Annotated in this window: 14 protein-coding genes and 1 pseudogene; 4 read left to right on the top strand and 11 right to left on the bottom strand. The window is 40.0% G+C overall.

Going from position 1 to position 13132, the window contains the following annotated elements; translation table 11 throughout:
• Window positions 1–28: 28 nt before the first annotated feature.
• The 5 genes from ACFFHF_RS20895 to queF all read right to left on the bottom strand — a co-directional run bounded on the left by ACFFHF_RS20895 (window position 29) and on the right by queF (window position 4370).
• A complete protein-coding gene (locus ACFFHF_RS20895) occupies window positions 29–535 on the bottom strand; it encodes a YfiT family bacillithiol transferase (RefSeq protein WP_377058960.1) in 507 nt (168 codons plus the stop codon).
• Window positions 536–558: 23 nt separating this feature from the next.
• Window positions 559–741 (bottom strand): DUF3934 family protein, encoded by a 183-nt coding sequence (locus ACFFHF_RS20890; protein ID WP_160547227.1) that lies wholly within the window; start codon window positions 739–741, stop codon window positions 559–561.
• A 98-nt stretch (window positions 742–839) separates the two neighbouring features.
• On the bottom strand, window positions 840–1643 hold the full coding sequence (locus ACFFHF_RS20885) for a nucleotidyltransferase domain-containing protein (RefSeq protein WP_377058959.1): 804 nt from the start codon (window positions 1641–1643) through the stop codon (window positions 840–842).
• 102 nt (window positions 1644–1745) lie between these two features.
• On the bottom strand, window positions 1746–3752 hold the full coding sequence (locus ACFFHF_RS20880; protein ID WP_377058957.1) for a methyl-accepting chemotaxis protein: 2007 nt from the start codon (window positions 3750–3752) through the stop codon (window positions 1746–1748).
• Between the two features lie 120 nt (window positions 3753–3872).
• On the bottom strand, window positions 3873–4370 hold the full coding sequence (gene queF / locus ACFFHF_RS20875; RefSeq protein WP_119706693.1) for a preQ(1) synthase: 498 nt from the start codon (window positions 4368–4370) through the stop codon (window positions 3873–3875).
• A 268-nt stretch (window positions 4371–4638) separates the two neighbouring features.
• Between queF and ACFFHF_RS20870 the strand changes: the two genes are divergently transcribed.
• Window positions 4639–4995: a YckD family protein gene (locus ACFFHF_RS20870; protein WP_377058956.1), complete on the top strand. Its 357-nt coding sequence runs from the start codon at window positions 4639–4641 to the stop codon at window positions 4993–4995.
• 57 nt (window positions 4996–5052) lie between these two features.
• Here the strand turns inward: ACFFHF_RS20870 and ACFFHF_RS20865 are convergent, their stop codons facing one another.
• Window positions 5053–6045, bottom strand: a complete 993-nt coding sequence (locus ACFFHF_RS20865; protein ID WP_160547231.1) for a Gfo/Idh/MocA family protein — start codon at window positions 6043–6045, stop codon at window positions 5053–5055.
• A gap of 142 nt (window positions 6046–6187) precedes the next feature.
• On the opposite strand from ACFFHF_RS20865, the gene ACFFHF_RS20860 reads away from it, so the two are divergent.
• Both ACFFHF_RS20860 and ACFFHF_RS20855 read left to right on the top strand, forming a co-directional pair.
• The gene (locus ACFFHF_RS20860) at window positions 6188–6760 is read left to right on the top strand and encodes a TetR family transcriptional regulator (RefSeq protein WP_160547232.1); all 573 of its coding nucleotides are present in this window, start codon (window positions 6188–6190) and stop codon (window positions 6758–6760) included.
• A gap of 78 nt (window positions 6761–6838) precedes the next feature.
• Window positions 6839–7771 carry an SDR family NAD(P)-dependent oxidoreductase gene (locus ACFFHF_RS20855; RefSeq protein WP_160547233.1) on the top strand — a complete coding sequence of 311 codons (933 nt, stop codon included), beginning with the start codon at window positions 6839–6841 and terminating at the stop codon, window positions 7769–7771.
• Window positions 7772–7814: 43 nt separating this feature from the next.
• Here the strand turns inward: ACFFHF_RS20855 and ACFFHF_RS20850 are convergent, their stop codons facing one another.
• The 3 genes from ACFFHF_RS20850 to ACFFHF_RS20840 form a co-directional block, all read right to left on the bottom strand.
• The gene (locus ACFFHF_RS20850) at window positions 7815–8015 is read right to left on the bottom strand and encodes a cold-shock protein (RefSeq protein ID WP_066052591.1); all 201 of its coding nucleotides are present in this window, start codon (window positions 8013–8015) and stop codon (window positions 7815–7817) included.
• Window positions 8016–8228: 213 nt separating this feature from the next.
• The gene (locus tag ACFFHF_RS20845; protein WP_340902368.1) at window positions 8229–8666 is read right to left on the bottom strand and encodes a DUF1284 domain-containing protein; all 438 of its coding nucleotides are present in this window, start codon (window positions 8664–8666) and stop codon (window positions 8229–8231) included.
• 50 nt (window positions 8667–8716) lie between these two features.
• A complete protein-coding gene (locus ACFFHF_RS20840) occupies window positions 8717–10048 on the bottom strand; it encodes an oligosaccharide flippase family protein (protein ID WP_160547235.1) in 1332 nt (443 codons plus the stop codon).
• 419 nt (window positions 10049–10467) lie between these two features.
• On the opposite strand from ACFFHF_RS20840, the gene ACFFHF_RS20835 reads away from it, so the two are divergent.
• Window positions 10468–10590 carry a hypothetical protein gene (locus ACFFHF_RS20835; protein WP_340902366.1) on the top strand — a complete coding sequence of 41 codons (123 nt, stop codon included), beginning with the start codon at window positions 10468–10470 and terminating at the stop codon, window positions 10588–10590.
• Between the two features lie 321 nt (window positions 10591–10911).
• Here ACFFHF_RS20835 and abc-f read toward each other — a convergent pair.
• Together abc-f and ACFFHF_RS20825 are read right to left on the bottom strand one after the other, a co-directional pair.
• Window positions 10912–12762, bottom strand: a pseudogene (abc-f, locus tag ACFFHF_RS20830) (ribosomal protection-like ABC-F family protein).
• Window positions 12763–12937: 175 nt separating this feature from the next.
• Window positions 12938–13063, bottom strand: a complete 126-nt coding sequence (locus ACFFHF_RS20825; RefSeq protein WP_512700636.1) for an RAxF-45 family protein — start codon at window positions 13061–13063, stop codon at window positions 12938–12940.
• Window positions 13064–13132: the final 69 nt, after the last annotated feature.

The raw sequence follows: 13132 nt of genomic DNA, 5'->3' as shown, positions 1-13132 counted from the left end.
CGAAAACAGAACCCTTTACTATAAAGGACTACAGCTTTGCATTTGTAATATGAGCAAGATGATGATTTCCATGCCATGCATACAATCCGATATTTTTCTCTACTGACACGAGCCCTGACTCTGGATGGACGAAGGTTCGTTTCATTTCTTCTTCACTCACACTTTTTAAAAGTGCTACTAATCTTGTGTGGACTGACTCAATAAGTGTTAAAGACACCTCAACCGGTAGCTTCGAATCTTCTAACTCCGCCCATCTCGCTTCCTCATATGGCTTAATAACCGGGCTGTCTTCAGTCAAGGCCAGCTTAAAACGTATATATGCGTTCATATGGCTATCAGCAATATGATGCACCACCTGCCGAATCGTCCAACCTCCGTCACGATAAGGTGTATCAAGCTGTTCATTGTTTAAACCTGAAACCGCTTCTCTAAGCTTTTTAGGCAAGCTGGCGATTTCCTCTATCCATTGATGTGTTAACGTTCTATTGATGTCTCCCTCAAACTGAAACGTCCCAATCGGGTATCTCTCATCCATCTTTACCTCTCCCCATCACATCTTTATTTATCTGCTTGGTCCGTAGTTCCTTTCTCCACACCTGAACTAGGGCCATGCTTCACACCTTTGCTTTTATATGGCTTTGCATTCTTAGCTTTTTTTGCTCCAGCTTGCCAACGCGTCCAGCCTTTTTTTCCCGTACCTTTGCCTACTCCACTCTTGCTCTTTGCTTTTACTCTCGCCAATTCTAATCACTCCATTGCTAAACTATCTTATATTATAGACTAGTTTTAACTTATTGGAGGATCATATGCTGATATTTCACAATTTAAAGTGGACGAACTTACTGCCAAGCTTTCTCTAATAACTCTCTAAAAATCTCATTGAGTAAAGGTGTGGATGTGTCATTTTCACTTGCCTTCATGTTCTTTGTCATTCTTTCCATGTATTCAATCTCTTGTTGCAGGTAGTCGTTAAGCACTAGAATGGGAGGTTCTAACTGGAATGAGTGCTCTTTTCTCGCTTTTTTATGGGCGATTAGTTCTTCAATGGATTGTCTTTCCGGGCCCACAGGAACCAGTTCTTTTACAAGTACCTCAAACTTAATAGGTGGAAAGGTATGATTCAAAATAATCCACTTCCCTGCCAAAATCGGACGAAGAACCGTAAAGTACTTTTTATGATGTACCTCTTCTTCTAAAAGGTACGTACGGAAGTTTCTTTTCGCCATACTTACATAATGGTATAGACAGGTTACAGGGGAAAACACCTTCTGTTCGATGGCTAACAATTTTTCTAGAGTTGAATATTTTTCATAGTAAACAAGGTCAGAATGAAGCCACTCGAAAAATGGAGGGTTAGACTTTCGGTACAATCTTAATGCTTTCGTTAACTCCCACCCACTCATGTCTAAAAGTGGATGAACTGGGATGGAAAGAGAGTCTTTTGATGGCACTTCTAGTACATCTCTTCGGTGGTCAATGGACAAATACCATTCCTTTGTATGTATATATAGAAATCTCACATCATAATCACTATCCATGGAAGAAAATCCCCAAGCCCGACTTCCCGACTCACATGCGTACAATACTTTAACATCATATTCTCGCTCCATTTGCTGAAGAACTTCTATTATATGTTCCTTCATGAAATCCCTCTTTTCTTTTATCATAATGGGCAGAAAATTGAAAACCAATACTATCCACTAAATCGAAAAAAACCGGAAGGAACTCTTCCCACCGGTCTATTGCTATATTTTAAATTTCTTAATCATTTCGGCAAGCTTTGCACTTGCTTCATTTAACTCAATGGCCGATTGTGTGACCGAATCGAGCGCACGCACCTGCTCCTCAGTTGATTCACTTACCTTGTCTGAAGCTACTGCAGAGTGCTCTGCAACGGAAGCGATGCTTTGAATTGATGCGACCACATCGTCCTTTAAATCATTGATATGGTCAATATCGCTTCTGATCGATCCGATGGAAGAGACTATCGCGTTGATCGTTTGTGAAATATCATTAAACGCAACTTCTGTTTGACCAACAGCCTTGCTTTGTAGTTCTGAAATGGCTACGGTTTGCTCCATTTCCTTCACAACATGCTGTGTTTCTTTTTCAATACTTGAGATCGTTTGTTTGACTTGTTGTGCTGCTTTCGCTGATTGTTCAGCCAGCTTTCTCACCTCATCTGCAACTACAGCAAACCCTTTTCCACTCTCACCTGCCCTAGCTGCTTCAATACTCGCATTCAAGGCTAGAAGATTCGTTTGATCTGAAATCTCTGTAATTGAGTGAATGACTTTTTCAATTTCCTTCACCTTTGAGTCAAGGTTATGAATGACTGTTCCAACACTCTTAATAACCTCATCGCTTTCTATGGCTCGTTGTCTTAAGAAGTTCATTTGCTCCAAGCCTTTTACATTCGTCACTTCGGCTTGCTTGGATAAACCAGTCATTTCATTGACATTATCTTTTACTTTTTCGATTTGTGTAGATAATCCGATTGCCTTTTGGTTTGCTCCGTCTACATCCTGTGCTTGCTGATATGCACCTGTGGCAATCTCTCCTGTTGCTCTTGCTACCTCTTCACTTGCCGCAATGGTTTCCTCTGATACGGCTGTTAAGTTAGAAGCTGAGTCGTTTACACTGTCTACCGATTTTTCTACAGAGGTTATCAGGTCACGCATGTTTTCAACCATAATGTTAAAATGATCGGTCAGTTGACCGGTTTCATCCTTTGATTTGCTCTCCACATGAATCGTCAAATCTCCTGCTGCTACCTCTTGAACTTGCTGATTTAATAGGGTGATTGGTTTTGCGATACTTTTTGATAGGAAATAGGTAATCACAAGACCAATGATAATGGCGATTGCTGCAATGATGAGGATCGCGTCTTGAAGGATTTTGGCGCTTTCTAGTACGTTTTTCGTCTCATATACCATTCCGACCTTCCAGCCTGTTTGGCCGAGTGTTTGGTAGTAGAGTTCGAAATCCGTTCCATCTTCTGTATATGAAGTTGCCCCTTTTTCTCCACTATTCAATTGAGAAAAATAAGATTTTTCACTAACATCTTTTCCTTGATCCTTTGGATGAACTAAAGCTATTCCGCTTTGATCTAATAATAGGGAATAACCATTATAGCCTACTTTTGTCTCTTTGATGATTCCTGATAATCCAGCTAGGCTAAGATCCATCCCAACAACCCCAAGAGTTTCCTTCGTTACGGGATCAACCACAGACTGTGCTACCGTTACGATATATTCTCCTGAGCTTGCATCCTCATATGGATCCGTCCAAATGGTTTCTCCTGAAGATTGAACGGCTGCTGTGTACCAAGGTCTTCCCGTTGGATCAAAATCTGCAGGTAGCTCAATAACAGGGGTAGTCGTAAATTGCTTTGTTTCTGCCCCAACATAGATGGTTGCAGCATTTTGATTGAGGTTCATAAATTCTTGAAAGTCTTTGTCAATTATAGGCCAATAAATGCTTAAGCCATTTTGCTCGTTCGCTTTCACTTGCTTTAAGTAATCAATAACCCGGCTATCTTTACTATAGCGATCAACCGAACTTCCATAAAAATGTAAGTATAAGTCCATATTGCTTTTCAAGCTATCGACTTGAGCACTCGAGCTCGAACTCACACTAGTCAAGATTTCATCTTTCGTTTTAAAAAACGTCACAGCTGAAACCACTAATAAAGTAACAGCAATAAGGATACTGACCGTTAGCATAATCTTGGTTTGTATTTTCTTAAACATATCCTCACTCCAACAATGTTTTTTCTTTATATCGTCACAGGTTGAAGAAATTTGAAGGATTTTGTCGAATTTTTAGAAAAAAATAAAAAGCAGAGAATTCAATCTCTGCTTTCATGGTTTTTAGCGATTATCAATCGTCTCTGGATTCAAGTCATGATTCATTAAGCGATAATGGGCCATTTCTTCGTATTTCGTACCTGGCTTGCCGTAATTTGTGTATGGATCAATGGAAATTCCACCTCTAGGAGTAAATTTACCCCATACCTCAATATAGCGCGGATCCATTAACTCAATTAAATCGTTCATAATAATGTTCATGCAATCCTCATGAAAATCTCCATGATTTCTAAAGCTAAACAGGTATAACTTTAATGACTTGCTTTCTACCATTTTCTGATCAGGAATATAGCTAATGTAAATCGTTGCGAAGTCTGGCTGACCTGTTTTTGGACAAAGGCTAGTAAACTCCGGACAGTTAAATTTTACAAAATAATCGCGATTCGGGTGCTTGTTATCAAACGCCTCCAGAATGCTAGGAGAATACTCAAACAAGTACTTCGTCCCTTGATTTCCTAATAAAGTTACGCCTTCTAATTCTTCATCTTTTCTTCCACTCATGAAAAGAACCTCCTATTTAAAAAAATAAAACCATATCCTCGTTTGGATATGGTTGATAGGTATCATCAAAGCCATAGTTTTTTATAGAGGGTTTTGTTCGCTATGAACCTCTCCCGACACACGGGAATATGAATATGTCATCGTTACTATAGTGAATTTCTGTAAAAGTGTCAACGGTTTTTTATTCCACTTGTTTTTAGCAATTCGTGCATATTTAAAGCAAGATTAGGAAAAATTAACCTTCGAATGAAGGAAAGGAGGGATATTAATGAAGAAATTTGTTGGAGTCATGGCTGCATGCTTGCTTTCGATGTCTATCTTTGGTGCCACGTCTTCTTTTGCTGAAGTGGAAAAACCTGAAGATGCTAACAACACCCAAGAAGTGAAATTAACTGACGCTCAAAAGGCAGAACTCGCTAAATTACATAAAGGTATTTTGGAGCAGAAAAAACAACTGATTCAAAAATACGCTGAATTTGGCGTGATCCCGAAGGAAAAAGCGGACAAAATGATTCAGCGCTATGAAGAGCATTACAAAATGCTTGAAGAGAATGGCTTTATTTTTAAAGGACCACACGGTGGATCCGACCGCGGACCACATCATCAACACAAAAGCGAAGAATAACAACGAAAAACGGACCAGCTGTGAAGTGGCCCGTTTTTTGTTGGGTATTATTCGTGATTATAATCCCTTATTATCCGCTGGGAATTTTACACCAATTTGCTTGCGGACTTCATCCATAATTTCCATCGTTACTAAGGAGTTTTCGTATGTATTAATATTTGATTCCGTCTCGCCTTTTTCAATTAGTTCAATGAATTCCTTTGCTTCATAATACATTGAATTTACTTTTTGTGGAACGGAAAGGTCTACTTTTTCTCCATTTCGGTATTCGAGTATAACCTTTTCTGGCGTGTTCACTTTATCGATCACTAAATTTCCGTCTTCCCCTTGAATTTCAGAAGGAATGCTAGAATTCGTGATTTTTGAGTACATTAACACCGCATCCATATTTTTATAAGTTAAAAGAATACTTCCTTCTCCATCCACACCAGATTCCAGCAAGACACCAGATGCTTTAACGGATAAGGGCTTCCCGAATAGTGCCACGACTGGGTAAATACAATACACACCAATATCCATCAATGCCCCATTGGAAAAAGTAGGGTCAAATGCATTCAAAATCGTTCCACTTCGATAGGCATCATAGCGAGAAGAATACTGGCAATAGCTTGCAAATACGCGGCGTACCTGACCGATTTTCTCCAGATTCTCCTGAATCACAGCAAAGTTTGGAACAAAAGTTGATTTTAATGCTTCCATTAAAAGAACTTTGTTTTCCTTTGCTGTTTGGATCATTTTCTCTAATTCAACTTTATTCGAGGCAATCGCTTTTTCACAAATAACATGCTTTCCATGCTTTAATAATAAAATCGCTTGTTCTGCGTGCAAAGAGTTCGGACTAGCAATATACACCGCATCCAGATGTTCACTTTTTGCCATTTCCTCTAGGTTTGTAAAGAAATGCGTAGCCTGGTATTTCTCCCCGAATTCCTTCGCCTTCTCTTCTGACCGTGAATATACGGACGTTAATTGAAAACTTGGCAGTTCATTTGCCGCCTGTAAAAATGATTCGGTAATCCAGTTTGTTCCTATTACACCAAAGCGTATCATTATGTTTCTCCTTTGCCATTAGTATGCTACCATTATCTTCCCTTCTTACGATTTTTTCAACCTTCATCAAAATCTCCTTGCCAACATTAGGAAATACAGGTATTATTTAATTGACCAGTGTTCAATTAATGAGGTGAAATCTTTGTCTCCTAGAAAACCTGCACAAGACGAACTAACCAAAGAAGCGATTATCCATGTTGCTCGTGAATTATTTGTAACTAGTGGCTATCCTTCTTTTTCAATGAGGAAGTTGGCAAAAGAGCTTGGATGTAGCCATGGGGCGATCTACTACCATTTTAAAAATAAAGCGGAGCTTTTTTATGGGATTGTCACTCAAGATTTCCTTACTCTTGATCAAGTACTTGAAGAGGTGCTTTCCACTCCAACTAACTCTAATGAGGAAAAATTGTATTTGATTCTTTTCGAGTACATCCGTTTCGGCCTAACCCATCAGCCTCAATATGAAGTCATGTTTCTGATTAAGGATGAGGAGATTAAAGGCTATCTGCTAGAGGCTCCTAATAAAAGCTATTTGCATTTTGCCAATGCGGTTGCTAGCCTTGCAACCAAGCGACTTTCACCAAAGGAGATATGGTCCTTATTTATTGGGATCCATGGGTTTGTCACGCATTACTGCCGAACCGAAACCACCTTTGAGGACGTGAAACCACTAGCCAAATCACATGTGGAGTTTCTATTAAAAGCATTAAAATAAAATAAAGGGTGGCAGAAGCCTTTTATTTTTACACTTTATTGAACAGTGGTCAATAACGGATAAAAGGAGAGATTTTATATGAAAAAAGCATTGGTATTAGGTGCAACTGGCGGCATGGGATTTGCTTTAGTAGAAGAACTTGTTAGTAGAGGAATCGAAACGATTGCCTTGGCGCGTTCTTCTGATAAACTAGCTCTTTTCAAGCATGATTGGGGTTCGTTAGCAAAGATCAAGGTTGGCGACGTGTTGAATGAGCAACACTTAGGTGAGGCAGTGAAACAGGTGGATCTCGTATTTCACTCTATCAATATTCCTTATGAAAAATGGAATCCTGGCTTATTTCAGATTCTTGAAGCTGTTCTTACTCAGTGTTCCAAACACAAAAAACCCCTCATTTACGTTGATAATATTTATTCTTACGGCAGACAATCATCACCGGTTACAGAACAAACCTCTAGACATCCACATACGAAAAAAGGAAACATTCGCTTACAGCTGCAAAGCAAAATTCAAACATCAAAAGTTCCTTACATCATTGCCTACTTCCCAGATTTCTATGGACCTAAAGCAGAGAGTACCATCCTTCATTACACCTTTAAGCAAATGCTAAAAAAGCAATCAGCTGGTTTTGTTGGAGACACGACCCTTCAACGTGAATTTATTTATACGAAGGACGGTGCAAAAGCGCTTGTCGAACTTGCCTTAAGAGACGACAGTTACAATCAGGATTGGAATATTTCTGGTGTGGGCACGATTTCTGGAGAAGAAATTGCGAAGATTGCCTCTCATTTTCTTGATAAACCTGTGAAGGTAAAAATGATTGGCCGACGGATGATTGCGGCTCTCGGTCTATTAAATCCTTCTATGAGAGAAGTGACAGAGATGATGTACTTAAATGAATCACCTGTCATCCTTGATGGATCCAAGTACGAAACGCTTATTGGACCACTTCCAAAAACACCCTATCAAGTTGGCATTGTCGAAAACTTAAAAGAGTTGGCCAAAAAATAGAAACAAAAAAAGACTCGTAAAGAGTCTTTTTTTCAAGCTTAAATTAAGCTTTGTTTACGTTAGCAGCTTGTGCTCCACGTTGTCCTTGTTCTACGTCAAAAGTAACTTCTTGACCTTCTTCTAAAGTCTTGAAGCCTTCGCCTTGGATAGCTGAGAAGTGAACGAATACATCGTCTCCACCTTCGCGCTCGATGAATCCAAAACCTTTTTCTGCGTTAAACCATTTTACTTTACCTTTTTCCATTGTGAGTTACCTCCTAGTGCCTTGACACCTATAATACTATCCTTGCTCTCATTGATATAAAGAAGTAGTTTCTTACATACCGAACAAAAATAATTCTCTTACATCTTACCATCAATAACTAGTTTTAGCAAACGCATTCAACGTTTATTTTTCGAGTCCTTTTGACATGATTAAACAAATTGAAGCAAAGCTCTACTTTTTTCTACTATAATTTTAGTAGAAATCATTTATTTTTTTTCGAAGCTCTTCTATCCCTTCTTTGCAAACCCCATATGGTAGCCAAGAGCATCCTTTACAAAGATAATCCAAATCGTCAGGAGTGACTTTGGAAGCTGTTAAGGCGACTAGATGTGACTTCAAGTAAGTCTTCTCTTTCTCTAATCCTAAATGGGATAGAACTTTTTCATCCATAGACAAAACATGCTCATTAGATCCTGCACTGGCCTCACATTTTGTGTTCCCTCGATGGGGACAAGCCATACATGCATCATCAAAGGCCGCTACCGTTTTTATCATAAAGTCATCATGATCATTTCTTACTTTTCCTACTATTTCCGTCATTCTTTCAACAAATGTTGGACTATAGCCCCTTCCTCTGAAACCATGAACACAGAGGAGATGATGCCCTCTTAACACCTTTTCTTCTTCCATTTTCTCTTCCTCCTCTCACTCCATTATTCTAGCAAGAAAGGCAATATCCTTTAATGATTTTCTTCCGCCAGTTTTTTTAGAGAGAAATGAGAGATACCGATCTTTTTACAAATCGTTATATAATGCATAAGTGTGAGCAACAGAGCCCCTGTGTTCAGACCAATTAGAACCCCCTCCATCTGAAAGTCGCGGAGTGAGCCAAGCACGTACATAATGGTAAACTGGATAATGGATGACCATACCGTATGATAAAACGCATCCTTCATCAGACCGAGCCCAATCAAGTAAGCCTGCATCGGGATGACAAAGAAATGAAGCAAAAAGTATGGCCAGAGGATTTGCAAATATCCGGAAGCGACCGACGACTCAAAAAACATACTTGTAAGTGGTTCAGCAAAAAAGTAACAGACGAGCATAGCTGGTATTCCGTACAATGCCGTCCCTTTTAGCACCTGCTGCAACAGTCGTTGGAGCCGGTTAAAGTCTCCAATTGCATACGCTTTAGAAACAGTCGGTATCAGCATGATCAACAAAGAATGACCAATAAAAGCTGGGAAAAACCCAATTGTCATCGCTACACCAGTGAGCATTCCAAATTGTTCCGTTGCTGCCTGCTCGCTCACCCCTGCATGTACAAGAGCCATTTTTATAATAAAGGGTTGTACCGCATGAGTTAATGAGTGAAAAATCCGAAGTCCTGTTGTTGGAATGGATACGGCCATCAAGCTCTTTCTTACCTCTTGATTAGGGAGGGCCTCTCTCGGCCTTCTTTTTAGCTCATGATACTGAATAAAAAACGTATGGATTAAATAGAGGACGATGACAAACTCGCTCCCAACAAATGTACAAAAGGCAATAAGAATGGCCGTATCCGTCTGGAATTCGAACAATTGGAAGAGAAAGACGAGCAAACCAAGCTGCACAAGCTTTCGTACCAGCTGTGTCGATGCAATCTTGCTCATTTGCTGTTTTCCCATAAAATACCCACGAGCGATGGAAGAGAATGAAATCATCGGAATCAGTAGGATAACGAGCCAGCGCAAGAGCGGATGATACGTGTCAAATGTCGATATATACGGGAGAATGATCGTGACAGCAGCAAGTAGGACGGAAGTGAAAATAATTGTTAGCTTAATCACATGCTGAAGCATGCTTTGGTGATAGCGGGCATCTTTTTCCGCAATAAACTTAGAAATCGAAACGGGCATCTCAAAGCTTGCTAGCATAATAATTAGGAAAATGGTCGGCAAAATTTGCATATATAAGCCAAGCCCATGCTCCCCTAACTCCTTAGCTAGTACCATATTCGCAATAAACTCTACACACTCACCCATAAAGGTGGCGACAACCAACAATAATGTTCCTTTCATAAATGCACTCATGCTGTCTCTCCTTACATTTAATAGCGTTCACCATACACTATATGAGACAAGTTCTAAGAATATTTTCATTAATTACTTCGGAGGTCGGGATTTGGGGTCAGAAAGAGCAGGTAACTGTATGGATTAAAGGGATTTCGACAGGTGTTGAGGGGTTTCGTACTTAGGAGTCCAAATCCTGGGGTATTCGGACAAAACTTGGTGATATTAGTGCTTGGGAGTCCGTATCCTGGGGGTATTCGGACAAGACTTGGTGGTATTAGCGCTTAGGAGTCCGAATCATGAGGGTATTCGGACAGGATTTGGTGGTATTAGCACTTGGGAGTCCGTATCCTGGGGGTATTCGGACAGGATTTGGTGGTATTAGCACTTGAGAGTCCGAATACTGGCGTTATTCGGACAGGACTTGGTGGTATTAGCATTTGGGAGTCCGAATGCTAGTGGTATTCGGACAGGATTTGGTGGTATTAGCACTTGAGAGTCCGAATACTGGCGTTATTCGGACAGGACTTGGTGGTATTAGCATTTGGGAGTCCGAATGCTAGTGGTATTTGGCCAGGACTTGGTGGTATTAGCGCTTGGGAGTCCGAATGCTGGTGTTATTCGGACAGGACTTGACTGGTATTAGCACTTAGGAGTCCGAATGCTGGCGTTATTCGGACAGGATAGAAAGAAATTACCTTTGGTAGTATGAATCCGATAGTTAAATGCTTACAAGTGTATAATTGCAGATAATATGACAGTCTAATCGATAGTATCGAATGCCAATTAAACTAAAATCCTTTGTTTAAAAGAAAAGTAGCGTGAATACTCACGCTATTTTATATGTCAATTTATACTTATTCACTCGAAATCGTAATACCTTCCTATGCTAACTCCTCTAGCTGGGAATAAAGTTCTTCCACATGGCTCTCAAGAGTTTCTTTTTCACTGTAAAGCTCTTGAATCATAGAGAGCTCCTCTTCCAACTGAAGCTTTTCGTTTAATTCTTTTAAATGAGCTTCGATTTTTTCTATCCTGCTCTCGATTTCATCTATCGTCACCGTACTTGCCTTTTTAACAGTTTCTGTCACCCTCGTTTTTTTAAGGGAGGCTTGTGGTGTTTCCATTTTTGGAGGCTGCATGTCTAACAGTTTCTGTCTCGCCCATAGATAACCTCCTGCGAACTGATGCAGTCTTTTGTCTTTAATCCAATAAATCCGATCAAAAAGCTTATCTAAAAAGTAACGATCATGCGATACAGCCAGAATCGTTCCATTAAATTCTTCTAGCGCTTCTTCCAAAACTTCACGGGATTCAATATCTAAGTGATTGGTCGGCTCATCAAGGATGAGAAAATTCAAATCCTGATACATCATCTGTGCCAGACGAAGTCGCATTTTTTCCCCACCGCTTAGCTGAGATACCTTGCGAAACACGCTGTGACCATAAAATAGAAAGCGGGCAAGAATATGTCTGGCTTCTCCTTCTGTTACCTTTATTTCATCTCGAAATAGTTCGATCACCGTTTCGTCCTTTTTATTAGGAAAAATATGCTGTGAAAGATACCCGACTTTCACATTACTTCCAATCTTTACTTCTCCGCTATCCGCCTGCTCTTGCCCGAGAAGCATTTTAATAAGCGTGGATTTTCCCGTCCCATTTTCACCAACCATGGCCACCCTTTCACGGAATTGAATGTGGAGATGCACATCCTGAAATAGCAAATGCTGCCCAAAGGATTTATTTACCCCCTTTATGACCACCACATCCTTGCCACTTCGGTCGGCTACCTCCATCTCCAAATTCATCTTTTTGCGATTCAGAATAGGCCGATCCAGCTTCTCCATTCTCTCGAGCGCTCTTTCCATATTACGCGCACGCTTATGAAGCCCTTCATTCGGCGGATTGGCACGATTGGCCCACTCACGTAGTCTTTTAATGGCTTCTTTCATTTTTTTAATCTTTTTTTGCTGTTCTTCGTATGCTTGAAATTCCTTTAAGAGGCGCTCCTCCTTCTCCTTCACAAAGACCGAGTAATTCCCTATATACGAAGTAATCTCCCCATCCTCTAAATCAAGCATTTTGGTCACCACATCATCGAGAAAGTATCGGTCATGAGACACTATAACAACCGTACCTTTATACTCTTTTAAAAACTGTCCCAGCCACTCGACTGACATCAAATCTAAATGATTCGTTGGTTCATCGAGTAATAAAAGATCCGGTTGCTTTAACAGAAGTTGCGCTAAGCCAATCTTTGTTTTCTCCCCTCCACTTAGTGACTGAAACGATTAATCTAAGAGGTATTGAATAGAAAGGCCATTTGAGATGCGATCGATATTAGCATCCATTTCGTATCCGCCTAAAAGTGTATATTGATCCTGTAACTGTCCGTATTTTTCTATGCATCTTTCAAGCTCCTCTGCAGAAAGATTCGGACTCGCCATCTTCACCTCAAGCTCTTTCATTTGCGTCTCCATCTCTACCAATGAGGCGAATGCCGTTTTTAACACATCTAAGGCCGTTATTTCACTTTGGAAAACAGGAATTTGCTCTAAGTATCCAATTGTCGTCCCTTTTCTCCAATGAATTTGGCCACTATCTGGTATGTCTTCTCCAGCTAATAACTTAAAAAGAGTCGTTTTTCCACTCCCGTTTCGACCAACGAGTCCGACACGATCTCCTTCATGTATTTCAAGTGATAAATTTTCAAAAATGGTGTTCCCACCAAACATTTTGGCTAATGGAATTTACGCTTAAAGTAATCATTATTTAACGAACCTCCGGAGTTTTTTATATACAAAAAAACCATGGGAAAAATCCCATGGCACGAAAAATGTGTACGAAAAAAGAGCGCGGAAAGCCCTCTTTCATCCATTCATTATTTGTGGAAAAGAGATGTTTCACTGTTTAGTTTGCTATGGAATTGCTAAAAAAGGGCAGACTTCTCCCGTTGTTTGCAAAACCAGCAAAAATTGCACGGACGATATACGTATAGTCCATCCAGAATCCGCGCATCAAAACAGTATTTTTCATCTCTTTCCACCTCCGTTTCAGTTCAGTTATCTTCATCATATTCATTCCTGAGCTGAAAAGCAAGAAATA

Source organism: Robertmurraya beringensis (genome assembly GCF_042433785.1).
GTDB classification, from domain to species: domain Bacteria; phylum Bacillota; class Bacilli; order Bacillales; family Cytobacillaceae; genus Robertmurraya_A; species Robertmurraya_A beringensis.
This window is presented reverse-complemented; position numbering and strand designations above follow the sequence as displayed.